Source organism: Listeria ivanovii subsp. londoniensis, assembly GCF_000763495.1.
GTDB classification, from domain to species: Bacteria; Bacillota; Bacilli; order Lactobacillales; family Listeriaceae; genus Listeria; species Listeria londoniensis.
Map to the genome: position 1 here is coordinate 370,054 of NZ_CP009576.1, position 16,900 is coordinate 386,953.

Genomic DNA, 16,900 nt, shown 5'->3' on the forward strand with positions numbered 1-16,900 from the left:
TTATTCTTGCAATTGATAAGGTTTAGCACTAAACTGATTGTATCAAAAGGAGGGGATGAGCATGGTTAAAAAAGAAGAACGACTAGGGGTTTTACTTTGGTTTCGATTTAGTCGGTTTTATAATCGAAATATGAAGTTGACCAATCAGAATTTACGGGATGCCGGAATTTCGACAGCACAATTCGACTGTATTGCGCAGATAGGGCTGGACAGTGAGATTACACAACAACAACTAGCAGAAAAATTAGTTGTGACAAAAGGAAATGTAACTCAACTCCTCACAAAATTAGAAGAACTGGACTACATCACACGAACAAAAGCGGGACGAGAAAAGCACATCACTTTGACAGAAAAAGGAAAAAAGTGTTACATGGAAAATGTTCCTAAACAAGAAGCTTTTCAGCAATCGCAATTCGATAAGCTATCTAGAAAAGAACAAAAAGTATTACTTCAACTTTTAAAAAAATTAGGAGAGTGATTTTTTATGAAATTAGCAGGAATTCATCACGTGTCTGTTTTCACAGCAAATGCACGAGCAAATTTTGATTTTTATACAAAAATAATAGGGCTACGATTAGTAAAAAAATCCGTTAATCAAGATGATCCATACACTTATCATTTGTACTACGGGGATGAAGTTGGTTCAAAAGGGACAGCGCTAACCTTTTTCGAAGTACCAAACATGGCTAAAAATAAGCCATCACGTAATGCTATTTCTGGCCTTAGCCTGCGTGTTCCAAACGATGAAGCGCTTGAATATTGGGATAAACATCTCGATGAACACCAAATTTTTCATAGCAAACCAATGGATCAATTTGGTCGAAAAATTATTCGCTTGAAAGATAGCGATGGCTTACCAATTAATTTGATTTCTGATGAGACAAGTACGCAGCTTACAGAAGTTTCTTATTGGGAAGATAGCCCTGTTCCAGCTGAATATGCAATTCGCGGTCTGGGGCCAGTTCGCTTCTCTGTTTTCAAAAAAGAAAAAACGGATCAACTTTTAACGAAGGTATTAGGCTTTGAACGAGCTGGCGCCTATGAAGATGATGATAAATTAGTCACCGTATTTAAAACTGGTGCTGTGGGGCTTGGCGGGGAAGTGCATGTCGAATCACGCCCAGATTTAGAACAGGGAAATCTTGGTGCTGGGGGGATTCATCATGTAGCATTCCGTGTGCCAACAGATGGCGATTTAATTGGCTGGACAGAAATGATTCAAGACCTTGGTTATAAAAATTCAGGCTACGTGGACCGTTTTTATTTCCACTCGCTTTATTTCCGTGAAAGTAATGGTATTTTAATTGAACTTGCGACAGACGGCCCTGGTTTCCAAACTGATTTCACGAAAGAAAACGGAACTTATGTTGATTTACCACCGCACTTAGAAAATCGTCGCGCGGATATTTTGACACATTTACAACCATTAGATACGGAAAAATGACAAAGTAAGCCTTGAAAATATACCCATTCATGATACAATTTTAGGAGAATGTGTAATTAGGAGGCAGAAATTTGGCAGAAGGTTTACGAACAATTTATTTTGTAAGACATGGCAAAACAGAATGGAATATGACTGGACAAATGCAAGGGTGGGGCGATTCACCGCTTGTTGCTGAAGGAATAGACGGAGCAAAAGCAGTCGGTGAAGTTTTAAAAGATACGCAACTTGATGCTGTTTATACGAGCACAAGTAAACGTACAAAAGACACTGCCGCTTATATTTTAGCAGACAGAGATATTGAAATACGAGAACTAGAAGAGCTAAAAGAAATGCACTTTGGAACTTGGGAAGGCGTTACTGTGACCGAAATCGACGAAAAATATCCAGAGGAACGTGCCAAAATCCTTCACAGTCCAGAAACATATAAAGCTGAAGTAAATGGCGGAGAAACATATTATGAACTTGCTGAAAGGTTACAGCAAGGTGTAGAGAAAATCATCGCAGAAACTCCAAGTGGCAATATTTTAGTCGTATCTCACGGCATGTCACTTACGTTGCTATTGTATTTGCTACAAGGTGGAACTGTTGAAGACCATCGCAAAGAAGCGCCGCGGATTTTAAACACCAGTATTAGTATTGTAGAGTATGAAAATGGGGAATTTACACTAAAAAAATTAAATGAAATTGATCATTTGAATTTAAAATAAATAGTATCTTGGACATGTCTTAGATGGGGATGTGTCCTTGATTTTTTAAAACATAAGATAACTAAAAAGGGAGAAATAATACATATGAAAAAAGTTGTCAAAATTTTTCTACATTATTTTTTAGGAATTATCGGGATTATTCTAATTAGCTGTGTGCCAGCAATTTTTAGTAAGGTTACATCTTGGTCATCTGGGACCTATCTGGAAGCATTAAAGTCGATTTTCACGACTATAATACATCCAACCACCTGGGGGATAACCTATCAAGGGAGTGCAGAAGTTTTCCACGTCTCATTATATGATTTTATCAGTGGACCATACGCATACACGATGAAAATTATCATTGCTAGCTTACTGGTTTCTCTAGTGATTGCTTATCTTTTAGTAGTATTGGCTTTTCACGGTCCAAAATGGTTACGCCAAGGATTAGCTGGCTTTTCGGCACTTCTTCAAGCATTTCCTGATTTTTCTTTTATTTTTCTTATTCAAATGTTAGTCGTATACATATATCAACAAACTGGGATATTTACATTGAATTTTTATAGCTTAAACGGGGAGCAAATCTATGCAGCGCCGATTGTATGCTTATCGATTATCCCTACCGTACTATTTTACAAAATGATGATGCTATTAATGAAAGATGAGTGGTGTTCTGACTATATCGAATTAGCGCGTGGAAAAGGGTTAACGAATACCACCATTTTACTCCGACATGCAACTCCAAATATGGCACAAAGTCTGTTTTATCAATCCAAAACGATTATTTGGTTTATTTTAAGCGCCTATTTAATTGTTGAATTTTTGTTTGGGATTGAAGGCGTGTTGTACTATCTTTTAGCAGGTTTTAATCCAGTAAATACTTTCTTAATATTGGCCTTAATTTTCACGCCATTTTACTTCTTTTATGCACTAGTTGATCTGTGGGTTAGTCGCGGGACAACACTTGCTGGCGAAACAATCATGCGAATTCCGTTGCACTGGAACAGCTTCCAAAAAACTGCAGGGGAAAAAGTAAACCTTAAAAACAGATGGCGAAAATCAGCCTTAATGATTCAGAAGTGCCTAAAACGACCATCATTCAGCATTCCGCTGGTCACACTCACCATTATGCTAATGATAAGCCTGATTTATGGTTTGATGGGAGACACAATCCATTCGCTGAAATTCATTAGTGATTCCTCAGGTCGAGTTACTGGAATGGCACCATTTAAACCTAATTCAGAGGTTTGGTTAGGAACGGATGGTGCAGGGAATTCTATTTTGGATCAATTATTAGTGGGTGTGAAGTATACGCTAATTATTACGGTTCTTATCGCCACATTACGCATCGCTATTGGTTATCTATTAGCAATACCTCTAGCGTTTTTTAGCAAACCAAAAACAAGAAGCTTTGTTCAAAGTGTGGCTGATGGGATGCATTATTTGCCGTTGTCACTCTTGGTGTTTATAGTTATGGTGAATGAGTATATTAGCTTTTCTGGTATGTTTGAGACAGGTTTATTTACAAGAATTGCTTTTCAAGTGTTCATTATGGTTGTCATCGTTCTGCCAATTACGACCAATCGAATTAGTAGTGAAATATCCCAAGTGTTGAAAAAAGAATTTGTTTTAAACTCACTTGTCTTTGGGGGCAATGCTAGATGGATTTTAACAAAACATATTAATCCGCAAATTTGGTCTAAGTTAATTTTGATTTGGTTAGAACAATTGGTTCAAGTGTTGCAAATGTTCGTCCACTTGGCAATTTTTGGGATTTTTATCGGCGGAGCAATTAAAGGAGCAGATGATGGAATACTTAATCCAGTTATTCCAGAACTATCTGGCTTAATCGCAAACGCCAAATTTGTTTTCGCTAACCATCAATTTTGGATTATTTTACCGCCGTTATTATTATTCATGGTACTGATTCTATGCTTCCAAATGATTGCGAGTTCGTTACTTAAAATGGAAGAAGACAATAAACAAGGATATTAAAAAAGGTCAAGTTCCTGCTAAACACAGGAGCTTGACCTTTTCGCTTGTTAGTTTGGTGTGACAGTTTGGTAGACAGTCACTGATACAGATGGGAATTCTGGATAAACATTATTTAGAAAGTAAGCGGAATTATCCCCCGTATCTTTCCAAGTAAGGATGTCATTTTCATAGCTGCCGGGTGTGTACCAAACCCAGTCATTTAAGGTAACGCCTTTATTGTCTTTAATCACTATGTCGGTAGACTCACCAAATGTAACTGATGGAAGATAAATATTTTGACCGGTGGCTTCAAAACTCGTTAATAATTGGCCTTCCAGAGAACTAAAATCACTAATTTGATTTTCATCAATATATACCGAACGAAGCGTTGGGATATTGCTAAGTGGAGTAATGTCAGTGATTTGGTTGAAATTCGCATCGAAATCTACTAATGTTTTATTATTTCTAAAAGCTTCGATGGATGTGATTTGATTACTTTCACCGTAAAAAAGTTGCAGTTGACTCAAATTTGAAATTACACTAATATCAGCTATGTGATTATTTGAAACGGATAAATTAGTTAGGTATTGCGCATCTTTTAACGCAGATATATCACTAAGCTGATTACTACTAAGATTTAATATTTTTAAGTTCGTTAAATTTTCAAAAGAAGGTAATGAAGTAATTTGGTTAGCGCCTATTTCTAAATTTTTTAACTGTGGAAGATTCATTAAGGGTGTAATATCAGTTATTTTATTCGAGTTAAGTGAAAGAAATTCTAATTGTGTTAAGTTAGCGAGACTATCCAAGGTGCTAATATTATTTTGGCTTAAGTCTAATGTGTTTAAGTTGTGTAAATACTCCATTCCGGTTAGATCTTCTACCTCAAAAGCAACATAAACCATCTCAGTGATAGTATCTAATTGTTCTTGAGTTACAATCGTGTTTTCTGAAACGCCTAATTTTTGAGCAACTTTAAATGCAAGTGCATCATCTGGGAAAATCTCATCAACCGTTGCTGGGGGGCTTACTTGTAAAGTTTTCACTTGAGCGCTTGCGATATTACTTGATGTAGCTGCTTTAACTTCTGTTTGATCTCCTAATGGGCTAAAACTAATTAAAGCAGTACATGCAATTGTTGTTAATACAAACTTCTTCATTTCATCAATCTCCTCTCTGTTTCTTAAAGGAGCATAACATTGAAAAAGCACTAAAAAAGAAAAAATCTCATATATGAACAATAAAATATTATTTAAAAACCCCTATAAAAATGACTACTCATTTTTATAGGGGTTTTCATTTATTAATATCTGTATCTAACTCTCATTCATACCAAGTAAGTCTATACGTTCATCGTTGCCAAAATAAACATGGATCTATCATCAACCAAAATTGCTCCATAAGCTGTTCAAAATTCATCTTTACTGAATACAACATTATGTGTATTTATATTTAGTGCTTTTAATTTTGTTGTTTTGGCGAGGATTCTTTGGAGTTTTTCTCGGTGCGTAGTCGTACGATTATAACTCTTCCCCATTTGTTTCGATTACTTTTTTATACCAATAGTAGCTTTTTTTCGGGATACGAGTCATTGGTGCATCGTCTTCCACGTCACGATCAACATAAACAAAACCGTAACGTTTTTGATAACCGTTTAACCAGCTTAGAAGGTCCGTGAAGCTCCAAGTGCAATATCCTAACATATCAACCCCATCACTGATTGCATCGCGAATAGCGGTAGCATGAGCGCTTAGGTAGTCGATGCGGTAATCATCGTTTACTTCACCGTCAACTAATTTATCAAATTCACCTAAACCATTTTCAGTGATTAAAATTGGTAGGGCATAGCGACTGTTAATCCGACGAAGCGCAATTTGTAAGCCTTTTGGATCGATAGTCCAGTCCCAATTAGTCGTTTTTACAAATGGATTGACTACTTTTTTGTAAACACCAGGTACGCCAGTTTCTTTTGTGCTACCTTTTTTACCAGTGAAGTTCATTTCGTTGTTTTGACCAACCCCGTCAAGTGGATTGTAAGCAACTGTTGCGGATTGGTAATAGTTTACTCCCATAAAATCTGGTTTTGCAGATGCAAGTAATTCCATATCGCCAGCTTCAATAACAGGGGCGATATCATTTTCTTCTAAATATTTCCAAACAGCTTTTGGATAGCGACCAAAAGCATACATATCCATCCAGAAGTAACTATTTAATTCTTCTGCATCATCAGCGGCTTGAACGTTTTTAGGATCAGTATCGATTGGATAATGAGGTGTATAAGCGAAACTGGGTCCAATTTTTCCATCAGGAACGATTTCATGAAAAGCTTTAATAACACTTGCATTAGCTAAGTTAGCAATATGGTTTACTGCGTACATTCGTTTTGGATCGCTTACTTTTGGTGGATGAAGTGCTTGACCATAACCCATACCAACGAAAATATTTTGTTCATTTAAGGAAATCCAATATTTTACACGGTCACCGTAACGTTTGAAAAGTGTTGTTGAATAGTTCGTGAAATCTTCAATAACTTGACGAGACTCCCAACCACCATACTCATCAAATAGTGCTTGTGGGATATCCCAATGATAAAGCGTTACAAGTGGTTCAATATCATATTTAATCAATTCATTAATTAAGTTATCATAAAATTGTAACCCAGCTTCGTTTACTTCTCCTTTACCATTTGGGAAAATACGAGTCCAAGCGATGGAAAAACGGTAAGCTTTTAGTCCAGCTTCCGCCATTAGTTTCACGTCTTCTTTATAACGGTGATAATGATCTACTGCTACATCACCATTGGTACCTTTAAAAGTGGTTCCAGGAATGCGGACATACTCATCCCACACAGATTTACCTTTACCATCAGCGTCCCAGGCACCTTCAATTTGATAAGCTGCAGATGCAGAACCCCATAAGAAGTCTTTTGGGAATGGTGAACGTTTTTGATGTTCCATAAAAAATAACCTCCATTTAAAACGATTTTTAATAAAAAACTCTACAAATATATTTTAAAGTATATTCTTTTAAAAAGATAGTTAAAAAGCACGGATTTGATAAGGAAAATGTGTTTAGACTCCAGAAAAAGCGAATTTCTAAATGCGCTTTTTCGATGGATTCCTACATGTTATAATAATTAGGCAAACAAGTTTATGGTGGTGTGCCAGCCTTCTTCATCAGAAAGTAGGTGGTGCTTATGTTGTTTTTTTTGCGTTGCCTGGAAAGGATAAACGTGTGACTGTTTTCGAAAGTCTTACGCTTATGATTGCTTTTGCAGTCTTAATCGTGACAATCATGAACAGTAAAGATGACAAAAAATAAAAACCACTCATAAGCTTGGGCGGCTAAAAATGAGTGGTTTTTAATCTCATATAAGGCTGTCACCATCTTAAATGGTGTTTGCACTGTAAGGGAGTCATGTTGACGCATGGCTCTCTTTTCATGTTTTATAATAACATATTTAAGCATTGTTCACAATAAATCTAACTAAGATAAAGTACTAGTTAGATTTATCAAGCACAAATTTTTGGATGGCTTTGGCAACACCACTATCATTGTTAGAGGCTGTTGTATAATCAGCTAATTCTTTAATGTGTTCTGGTGCATTGCCCATTGCGATGCCAAGCCCAGCAAATTCAAGCATTGTTACATCATTTTCTTGGTCGCCGATGCAGATAACTTCACTTTGCTTTATGCCAAGTTTTTCAGAAAGTTCTCGTACCGCATTCCCTTTACTGGCATCCCGGTTAAGAATTTCTAAGTAAAACGGTGTGCTCCGGACTAAATGGTATTTTTCTTTAAACGATACTGGTATTTTCGCGATACCAGCTTCTAAAAGTGGAGCTTCTTCAATAAACATGGCTTTGGACATAATAAAATCATCTGGGACATTTTCGATTTCTTTGAAAATAAGCTGGCTGCCAGTAAGATATGCTTCGACAATTGTATATTTACCAATTTCTCGGTTTGGCGTATAAAGAGCCTTACTATCAAAGAAATGCATGTGTAAATTGCTCTCTAAACTTACTTGGTAGATTTCTTTTAAGTCTTCTATTCCAAGTGTTAAGTGAGAAATAACTTCTTTTGTAAAAGTATCTTGAACGAATGCGCCGTTAAAGCTAATAACGTAGTCTCCTTCTTCGCGTAGTTCAAGCTCTGTTAAGTAATTTTCTACGCCAACAAGTGGACGGCCAGTACAAAGAACAACTTTTACACCTTTTTGTTTGGCGTGACGAATCGCATCTTTTACTTCTGTTGTTACCTTATGATCGTCTGTTAGTAATGTTCCATCAATATCAATCGCAATTAATTTATACAATATAATAACTCCTTTTCCATCATAAACTCATTCTAGTATAGCATAAAATCATGCGGATTTCTGACTATCTATTGAAACAACAGGGAATTTATGGCATGATGGATTTGGAAACTTGATAAAGAAAAGAGTGAAATGATGAAACGTAATTATCACGTGAAATTTTTAACTGAAAAAGATGTCGCACTTGCTGAAGTTGTTTGCAGTGCTTCAGAAGATTATTATTTAATAGAACAAGATAAACCCGCATCCAAAAGTGATGCACTAAAAATTATCACGGAAATTCCAAACGGGAAAACTCGCTTTGACAAATTTGTACTGGCTGTTCTAGATGAAAATGAAAAGCCAATTGGGCTAGTTGATATTGTATCAGACTATCCAAGAAAAGGTCGCTGGTATGTAGGACTACTATTGTTAACTCCAGCAGCACGTGGTAACGGATTAGGAAAAGTACTTCATCAAACAATTAAAGAATGGGCTAATGATGGCGGGGCGGATTCGCTTGCTTTAGGTGTGCTTCAAGAGAACGATAAAGCACATGGCTTTTTTGAACATTTAGGTTATACAAAAGAGGCAACAAAAGAAGCGACTTATGGCGAAAAAGCACATCAAGTTGATATTTATACATTGACTATTTAAATGAAAGGAGGCCGCATCCAATGCAGCCTCCTTTTTTAACGTGTGATATCGTTTTTCTTATTCAAAGCATTCATGTCAATTTGCCACTGTGAATGAACTTTAGAGATGATTTTTGCTTCTTTTAGTTCCTTTAATTGGGAATAAAAGAAAGCTTTGGATAGTGTACAGTAATTCTTGATAATAGTTGTACTGATAGGTTTAGGTAATGTAGCAATTCCATCTATTATATCCACATTAAGCAATGTCACAAGTGTTTCAAAGGCAAATGCTAATTGGTTCTTTTTGTTTTGATATTGCAGAAGTGACTTATAATAACCATGTCTTGCGATAGTTTTCATGATAGTATACTGAAATCCAAAATTTTCAGGGAATAGCGACAAGGAATATTCAACATCTTTTTTCTTATAAAGTAAAACATCACATTCTGTAAGCGCCTGGCATGTTAAAGCGAGTGGTGTATCATCAAAAATTGTGAAATATCCCATAAAAAAATTATCATTAAAAACAGAATAAATTTTATTTCTATCAAAATCGATGTAACCGGCAATTATCCCAGTCTTTACTAAAAAAAGATAATCCTCAAGTTCTGTAGCTAAATCATTTAAAATAGTATGCTCTGGAATGGTTATTCTTGTTGATTGTAAATTGTATTGATCCATCATACTAATAAATTCTTCATGATTGAATGGAAAAACCATTATATGTTTCGTCTCCTTTAGAATCAGTTATTAAAATACTAGTATATTATAGCATCGTATTAATAATGATAATTACTAAAATTAGACTGCGAGAAACGCCTATTTAATACTGTTTACGAACTTGAAGAATCAAATTGCTAACAATATCGCTTTATTTAAAGTGATTTTATTACGGAAAAAAGCAGCAATCTATTTACCAACTTTATATGAAGAACCATTTCCTGTTACAACGATAGTTTTATTTTTATTGGTTTGGTAAACTTTGGCTTTGGCTCTCGTTAAGGTTTTAACTGTCTGTGAGTTTGGATGATCATAGCCGTTGTTACCAACGCTAATAATAGCATATTTAGGTTTTACAACGTTGACAAAAGTAGAACTAGTGGCATTTTTGGAGCCTTGAGTGCTTACTTTTAGAACATCAGCGCGTAATTTCTTTTTCGCTTTAATCATATCTTTTTCTGCTTTTATTTGCGCGTCACCAGTGAAAAGGAAAGTGTTCTTCTTGTAAGTTAGATGAAGCACAGCGCTCCAATTATTTCTATCGGTTTTTCCGTAAGACTTAACGGGACCGACAAATTGAGCAGTTACACCTTTTACAGGTAGCTTTACCCCAGCTTTAGCGTTTTTGATGGTTAATTTTTTCTTTTTGGCTGTATTCACAAAATTTTTGTATGCAGCAGTAATATTCCTGAAATTAGGTGCATAAAGACTTTTGACTTTGATGCTATTCATTACTTCTGGAAGTCCACCAATATTATCTGCATCTGGGTGAGAAGCAATCATAATTTCGATATCTTTTACTTTTAATTTTTTAAGATAGTTAACAACGGTTTTTCCTTTTCCTTTGTTTCCTGCATCAATTAAAATATCCTCACCACTTGGCGCTTTGATATAAATAGCATCTCCTTGGCCAACATCAATGAAGTGTACTTTAATGCTTGGTGTGGCGGCTTCTACTTGAATAGAGTTTGGAATCGATAATCCAGTTACTAAAGTAAAAGCTAGTAAAATTTTAAAAATCCCTTTTTTCATCTGTCTCCCTCTTTTCAGTCAAATGAATTCTTTTAGAAATTTGTAAACCCCGTCTGCTTCATTTGTGTCTGTAATGCTGTTTGCTGCGGCTTTTACATTGTCGCTTGCGTTTTCCATCGCAACACCAATACCGGCATATTCTAGCATACCGATGTCGTTCTCACCATCTCCAAAAGTAATAATTCTTTCACGTGGAATGTTGTAATGTTTTCCAAGCGCTTCGACAGCCGTTTTTTTATCAGAGTTAGCAGGTAAGATTTCCAAATTATTATGATGAGAAGAAAGAACGCGAATCCCGCTCGCTTCGTTCAAAGCAGTTCGAACAGATGTTAAGCGAGACGCATCTTCTTCGGCAACAACAATGGCATTTAAAAATTGGTGTAAATTTTGATCAAAAGCACTGGAATCATTAATCGAAACGAGTGAAAAACGATTGTGTCCCGTATCTAATCGACTTTTGTCAGCAAGACTTTGGAAAAATGCAGGTGGTTCTTTTGTGTAAAATAATGTATTGGTAGAAAAGAAAAATAATGGTAAGTCAAAATCACGCATAATATGATACGTATCGCGAATGGCTTTTTCTTCTAAAGTGGTTTTAAGCAGTTGCTCATCGCGGATTGCAGCGTAAGAACCATTCGAAGCAATAACGTGACCGGAATCGCTTACTTGCAAGCCAACTTCGCGCGCGGAACGATACATCCGTCCGGTGGAGATTGAGAAAATATGTCCGTCATTCTCTAGCGTTTGAATTAAATCACGGGTTTTTTCTGATACGGTTTGATCCGAATGCAACAATGTGCCGTCAATATCGGAACAAATTAAATATTTTTTAGTCAAATATAATCATCCTTTTTAGTTAATACCCTAAGTATACCATGTGCGAAAGCGAATAGTTATTATGATACAATAGTTTCATACATATTTTTATAACTTTTGAGCTTATTTGAAAATATAAATTTAAGGAGTTTTACAATGAATAAACTTAACTGGGCAATTCTTGGTCCTGGATCGATTGCGCACCAATTTGCAGAGGGAATGAAAGGCTTAGACCGTGAAATTTATGCAGTAGGGGCTAGAAATTTGGAGAAAGGTCAAGCGTTTGCCAAACAATATGATATTAAAAATGTTTACGATGACTTTGATAAAATGCTTGCTGAACCAGCGATCGATGTGGTTTATATTGCAACGCCGCACTCCAATCACTATGAATATATTATGAAAAGTTTGCAAAATGGTAAGCATGTGCTAGCAGAAAAAGCGATTACGGTGAGCAGTGCCGAATTAGATGAAATAAATGCGCTTGCGAAAGAAAAAGGCTTAATTGTTAAAGAAGCGATGACGATTTTTCACATGCCACTTTATAAAAAATTACGAGCAATTGTTGATTCAGGCGAAATTGGTAAATTAAAACTTATCCAAGTCGCATTCGGAAGCGCAAAAGAAAAAGATCCAAGCAACCGTTTTTACAATATGGACTTAGCAGGCGGAGCGCTTCTTGATATTGGGACATACGCATTAAGCTTCGCGCGCTATTTCTTAACGGAAGCACCAGATGAAGTGCTAACAACGATGAAAAAATTCGAAACGGGTGTCGATGAGCAATCTGGTATTTTGCTGAAGAATAGAGAGGAAGAACTCGCAGTCGTGTCGCTTTCTTTCCGAGCAAAAGTGCCAAAACGTGGAATTGTTGCTTGTGAAGAAGGCTTTATCACTGTGGATGAATACCCGCGTGCAAGCCGTGCAACTGTGACTAATACGACTACAGGAAAAGTGGAAGAAATTGTTGCTGGTGATACGGATAAAGCTTTAGCATACGAAATTACTGCGATGGAAGAAAGTATTTCTACAGGAGAAAATCCAACATCCGAGTTAACGCGTGATGTCATCGCGATTATGACGAATGTTCGAACCAAGTGGGGCATTAAGTTTCCGTTTGAAAAATAAGAAAAGCCAGCCGGAAAAATTCCGGCTGGCTTTTTATAAGTATTTTAGTCTGTCAAATTATCTTCTGTTTCTGGATCAAAAAAGTGAGATTTAGACATTTCAAATGCAAGTGTAAGTACTTCATTTGGTTGGTGTTCAGAACGAGCATCAACACGAGCAACGAATTCGTGCGTACCAACACGGCTGTGAAGCATGAATTCAGCACCAGTAAGTTCGGCAACGATAGTAGTTGCTTTGAACGTATAACCTGGGTTTGCTTCAATTACGATAGGCTCATCATGGATATCTTCAGGACGAATGCCGAAAACGATATCTTTGCCGTCAAATCCTCTGTCTTTAAGAAGTTTCAATTTACCTTCTGGTACAGCGATAGTGAAATCATCACCGATAAAGTGGGTACCTTCTAAACGACCTTTGAAGAAGTTCATTGCGGGACTACCAATAAAGCCGGCTACGAACATATTTACTGGATGATCATACACTTGTTTTGGTGAACCAACTTGTTGGATAACACCATCTTTCATAATAACGATACGAGTAGCCATTGTCATAGCTTCCGTTTGGTCATGGGTAACGTAAATCATTGTAGTATCTAATTGTTGATGTAGTTTAGTGATTTCCGCGCGCATTTGCACACGTAATTTTGCATCTAAGTTGGAAAGTGGTTCATCCATTAAGAATACTTTGGCATCACGAACGATTGCACGTCCTAAAGCAACACGTTGACGTTGACCACCGGAAAGTGCGCTTGGTTTACGTTTTAAGTACTCTGTTAGACCAAGAATGTTTGCTGCATGTTCTACACGTTCTTTAATAGCATCTTTTGGCATTTTACGTAATTTTAAGCCGAAAGCCATGTTATCATATACAGTCATATGTGGGTAAAGTGCATAGTTTTGGAATACCATTGCGATGTCGCGGTCTTTTGGTGCAACGTTATTCATTACTTTGCCATCAATGGATAATTCCCCTTTAGAAATTTCTTCTAGTCCAGCAATCATACGTAAAGTAGTAGATTTACCACAACCAGATGGACCAACGAAAACGATAAATTCTTTGTCGTCGATTTCTAAATTAAAATCAGATACTGCTGTTACTTTGTTATCATATATTTTATAAATATGTTCTAGTGATAATTGTGCCAACTAACTTCGCCTCTTTCTATTTTTTAACTTGTATTCATTGTATATGAAAACGCTTTACAAAAACTATGGCAAATTGCACAAAGAAAATTTTCAACTATTGGGCAACATGCCTAACTACCAAAAAAATAAAAAGTTGTAAAGGCGACAAAAGACCTTTTATGTGAAATTTTTTTCAAGCGTATTAATTCTTTAGCCCCATTTCGTAAAAAGCTCCGGTTATTAATTTAAAAAAGCTTCATCTTGTGTTATATTATTAAAGCAGGCACAATATATAGTTAGTGGGGGATTATCATGTACGTGGAACAACTTAATGAACAAATGGTAATTAAAAGGGACGGTCGTAAAGCAAGTTTTGATTTGATTAAAATTCGTAATGCGATTGAAGCATCTATGAAAGCAATTAATCTAGAAGACGAATCCTTTTTAGAAGAGGTTTTGCTTGAGGTTGTAAGTGAATTACCTAACAAGGCAGATATGACCATCGATGAGATCCAGAATAGCGTTGAAAACACTTTAATGAAATCGACGTATCCAGATGTTGCGAGGGCTTACATAGAATATCGCCATGATCGTGACCATGAGCGTGAGAACATCACAGACATGCACAAAAGCGTAGAAAAATTACTACAAAAAGACAAAACAGTCGTCAACGAAAATGCCAATAAAGATGCAACAGTATTTAACACCCAACGAGATTTGACAGCAGGCGCCGTAGCCAAAAGTTATGCCTTAAAATATATGCTGCCAAAACATGTATCTAATGCGCATCTAAAAGGAGAAATTCATTTTCACGATTTAGATTACAGTCCGTATCACGCAATGACCAACTGCTGCTTAATTGATATCGAAGGCATGTTATCGAAAGGATTTACAATTGGTAATGCCAATGTAGAAAGTCCGAAGTCTATCCAAACAGCGACCGCACAAATTGCTCAAATTATCGCCAATGTTGCCAGCTCACAGTATGGTGGTTGTTCAGTAGATAGGATTGATGAAGTATTATCCGTCTATGCTCGCTTGAATTTTGAAAAACACAAAAAGGATGCAACGGAATGGGTTGTCCCTGAAAAACAAGAAGGCTACGCAGAGGAAAAAACGCGCAAAGATATTTATGATGCAATGCAAAGTCTTGAATACGAAATCAACACGTTGTATACAAGTAACGGACAAACACCATTTGTTACACTTGGATTTGGTCTTGGGAAAGACTGGTTTGCTCGTGAAATCCAAAAGGCTATCTTAAAAGTTCGAATTGGCGGGGTTGGGAAAGACAAACACACAGCGATTTTTCCAAAACTAGTATTTTCGATTCGTCGTGGAACCAACCTGAATGCAGCGGACCCAAACTACGATATTAAACAACTAGCACTTGAATGCTCCTCTAAACGGATGTATCCAGATGTACTAAATTATGATTCACTCGTTCGTTTAACAGGTGATTTTAAAGTTCCGATGGGTTGTCGTTCGTTCTTACCTGCTTGGACTAACGAAAACGGAGAACATGTAAATGCTGGAAGAAACAATCTTGGTGTAGTAACACTTAATATTCCACGGATTGCTATCCAAAGTGGTGGCGATAAAGAACGTTTCTGGGAAATTTTCCATGACCGGATGAAAACAGTCAAAGATGCGCTACTTTTCCGTTTAAACCGTGTGCGCCAAGCTCGTCCAGAAAATGCACCAATTTTATACAAATATGGCGCATTTGGCAAACGACTACAAGACGGAGAAGAGGTTGATCAACTTTTCAATAAAGAACGTTCAACCATTTCGATTGGTTACATCGGGCTTTATGAAGCAGCGACTGTATTTTATGGTGGCGAATGGGAAGGGGATAGAGAGGCAAAAAACTTTACATTAGATATCGTCAAAGAATTAAAAGCTTATGCAGACAACTGGAAAGACGAGTATGGCTATTGGTTTAGTGTTTACTCTACTCCAAGTGAAAGTTTGACAGACCGTTTTAATCGTTTAGACAAAGAAAAATACGGTGTAATCAAAGACATCACCGACAAAGATTATTATCAAAACTCATTCCATTATGATGTGCGTAAAAAAATTACACCATTTGAAAAAATTGATTTTGAAAAAGATTATCCAGAATTTTGCTCAGGTGGATTTATTCATTATTGTGAGTATCCGAAAATGGTACACAATACGAAAGCACTAGAGGCTGTGTGGGATTACTCCTATGACCGCGTAGCTTATCTTGGAACAAATACACCAATCGACAAATGCTATGAATGTGACTTTGAAGGAGAATTTGTACCGACAGAGGACGGGTTTAAATGTCCAAGTTGTGGAAATACTGATCCTGAAAAAGCAGATGTCGTAAAACGCACATGTGGTTATTTAGGTAATCCAATGAAGCGTCCAATGGTTCATGGACGCCATGTGGAAATTAGCAATCGAGTAAAACATATGGAGAATTTAGGTGAATAACCCCGAACCGCGCGAATGGAAGTCGACCGAATTATCCAGAGGGTATATCGCTGACTATAAAGCATTTAACTTTGTGGACGGAGAGGGGGTACGATGCAGTTTGTATGTATCGGGATGCCCTTTCCACTGCGAGGGTTGCTACAATAAAGCTGCACAATCTTTTAAGTACGGCAAACCTTACACGAAAGAACTAGAAGACGATATTCTGAAAGATATTGGACATGAAAGTGTTCAAGGTTTAACTCTACTTGGTGGGGAACCGTTCTTAAATACCGCTACATGTCTTTCCGTTGTTAAGCGAATCCGGGCGACATACGGGGATACGAAAGATATTTGGTCATGGACAGGCTACACTTGGGATGAAATGATGCAAGAAACCCCAGACAAACTAGAATTATTGTCCTTAATAGATGTCTTGGTAGATGGCCGCTTTGAACAAAAACTATTCGATTCAAACTTAGCATTCCGCGGTTCTAGCAACCAACGAATTATTGATGTACAAAAATCACTTAGCAAACAAGAAGTTATATTATATGAGCTATAACAAAAGACGTTTTCTAGGCTAACTAGAAAACGTCTTT

General features: G+C 36.7%; 16 protein-coding genes. 9 read left to right on the top strand and 7 right to left on the bottom strand.

Annotated elements, in window-relative coordinates; translation table 11 throughout:
• The first annotated feature begins 61 nt into the window (after positions 1 to 61).
• The 4 genes from JL53_RS01810 (at position 62) to JL53_RS01825 (ending at position 4,125) form a co-directional block, all read left to right on the top strand.
• Positions 62 to 478, top strand: a complete 417-nt coding sequence (locus JL53_RS01810) for a MarR family winged helix-turn-helix transcriptional regulator (RefSeq protein ID WP_003718368.1) — start codon at positions 62 to 64, stop codon at positions 476 to 478.
• Positions 479 to 484: 6 nt separating this feature from the next.
• Positions 485 to 1,444: a ring-cleaving dioxygenase gene (locus JL53_RS01815; RefSeq protein ID WP_003718369.1), complete on the top strand. Its 960-nt coding sequence runs from the start codon at positions 485 to 487 to the stop codon at positions 1,442 to 1,444.
• 71 nt (positions 1,445 to 1,515) lie between these two features.
• A complete protein-coding gene (locus JL53_RS01820) occupies positions 1,516 to 2,151 on the top strand; it encodes a histidine phosphatase family protein (RefSeq protein WP_003718370.1) in 636 nt (211 codons plus the stop codon).
• An 84-nt stretch (positions 2,152 to 2,235) separates the two neighbouring features.
• A complete protein-coding gene (locus tag JL53_RS01825) occupies positions 2,236 to 4,125 on the top strand; it encodes an ABC transporter permease subunit (RefSeq protein ID WP_038406571.1) in 1,890 nt (629 codons plus the stop codon).
• Between the two features lie 47 nt (positions 4,126 to 4,172).
• Here the strand turns inward: JL53_RS01825 and JL53_RS01830 are convergent, their stop codons facing one another.
• Positions 4,173 to 5,264: a leucine-rich repeat domain-containing protein gene (locus JL53_RS01830; RefSeq protein ID WP_038406572.1), complete on the bottom strand. Its 1,092-nt coding sequence runs from the start codon at positions 5,262 to 5,264 to the stop codon at positions 4,173 to 4,175.
• A gap of 360 nt (positions 5,265 to 5,624) precedes the next feature.
• Positions 5,625 to 7,061 carry a glycoside hydrolase family 1 protein gene (locus tag JL53_RS01835; RefSeq protein ID WP_038406574.1) on the bottom strand — a complete coding sequence of 479 codons (1,437 nt, stop codon included), beginning with the start codon at positions 7,059 to 7,061 and terminating at the stop codon, positions 5,625 to 5,627.
• A gap of 304 nt (positions 7,062 to 7,365) precedes the next feature.
• Here JL53_RS01835 and JL53_RS15985 point away from each other — a divergent pair, with 304 nt between their 5' ends.
• Positions 7,366 to 7,425, top strand: a complete 60-nt coding sequence (locus JL53_RS15985) for a hypothetical protein (protein WP_349911875.1) — start codon at positions 7,366 to 7,368, stop codon at positions 7,423 to 7,425.
• Between the two features lie 178 nt (positions 7,426 to 7,603).
• On the opposite strand, the gene yidA is transcribed toward JL53_RS15985, so the two are convergent.
• Positions 7,604 to 8,422, bottom strand: a complete 819-nt coding sequence (gene yidA, locus JL53_RS01845) for a sugar-phosphatase (RefSeq protein ID WP_038406576.1) — start codon at positions 8,420 to 8,422, stop codon at positions 7,604 to 7,606.
• A gap of 135 nt (positions 8,423 to 8,557) precedes the next feature.
• On the opposite strand from yidA, the gene JL53_RS01850 reads away from it, so the two are divergent.
• The gene (locus tag JL53_RS01850; protein ID WP_038406577.1) at positions 8,558 to 9,058 is read left to right on the top strand and encodes a GNAT family N-acetyltransferase; all 501 of its coding nucleotides are present in this window, start codon (positions 8,558 to 8,560) and stop codon (positions 9,056 to 9,058) included.
• A gap of 35 nt (positions 9,059 to 9,093) precedes the next feature.
• Here the strand turns inward: JL53_RS01850 and JL53_RS01855 are convergent, their stop codons facing one another.
• The 3 genes from JL53_RS01855 to JL53_RS01865 all read right to left on the bottom strand — a co-directional run bounded on the left by JL53_RS01855 (position 9,094) and on the right by JL53_RS01865 (position 11,625).
• Positions 9,094 to 9,756, bottom strand: a complete 663-nt coding sequence (locus JL53_RS01855; RefSeq protein ID WP_003718377.1) for a Crp/Fnr family transcriptional regulator — start codon at positions 9,754 to 9,756, stop codon at positions 9,094 to 9,096.
• Positions 9,757 to 9,945: 189 nt separating this feature from the next.
• Positions 9,946 to 10,788 (bottom strand): ComEC/Rec2 family competence protein, encoded by an 843-nt coding sequence (locus tag JL53_RS01860; RefSeq protein WP_038406578.1) that lies wholly within the window; start codon positions 10,786 to 10,788, stop codon positions 9,946 to 9,948.
• An 18-nt stretch (positions 10,789 to 10,806) separates the two neighbouring features.
• The gene (locus JL53_RS01865) at positions 10,807 to 11,625 is read right to left on the bottom strand and encodes a Cof-type HAD-IIB family hydrolase (RefSeq protein WP_038406579.1); all 819 of its coding nucleotides are present in this window, start codon (positions 11,623 to 11,625) and stop codon (positions 10,807 to 10,809) included.
• Between the two features lie 135 nt (positions 11,626 to 11,760).
• Here JL53_RS01865 and JL53_RS01870 point away from each other — a divergent pair, with 135 nt between their 5' ends.
• On the top strand, positions 11,761 to 12,732 hold the full coding sequence (locus tag JL53_RS01870; protein WP_003718380.1) for a Gfo/Idh/MocA family protein: 972 nt from the start codon (positions 11,761 to 11,763) through the stop codon (positions 12,730 to 12,732).
• 44 nt (positions 12,733 to 12,776) lie between these two features.
• Here the strand turns inward: JL53_RS01870 and JL53_RS01875 are convergent, their stop codons facing one another.
• Complete coding sequence (locus JL53_RS01875) at positions 12,777 to 13,877, bottom strand: oligosaccharide ABC transporter ATP-binding protein MsmX (protein ID WP_038406581.1); 1,101 nt, start codon at positions 13,875 to 13,877, stop codon at positions 12,777 to 12,779.
• A 291-nt stretch (positions 13,878 to 14,168) separates the two neighbouring features.
• Between JL53_RS01875 and nrdD the strand changes: the two genes are divergently transcribed.
• Positions 14,169 to 16,319 carry an anaerobic ribonucleoside-triphosphate reductase gene (gene nrdD, locus JL53_RS01880; protein ID WP_038406582.1) on the top strand — a complete coding sequence of 717 codons (2,151 nt, stop codon included), beginning with the start codon at positions 14,169 to 14,171 and terminating at the stop codon, positions 16,317 to 16,319.
• The gene (nrdG, locus tag JL53_RS01885; protein ID WP_038406583.1) at positions 16,312 to 16,863 is read left to right on the top strand and encodes an anaerobic ribonucleoside-triphosphate reductase activating protein; all 552 of its coding nucleotides are present in this window, start codon (positions 16,312 to 16,314) and stop codon (positions 16,861 to 16,863) included. Before nrdD ends, nrdG begins: the two co-directional genes overlap by 8 nt.
• Positions 16,864 to 16,900: the final 37 nt, after the last annotated feature.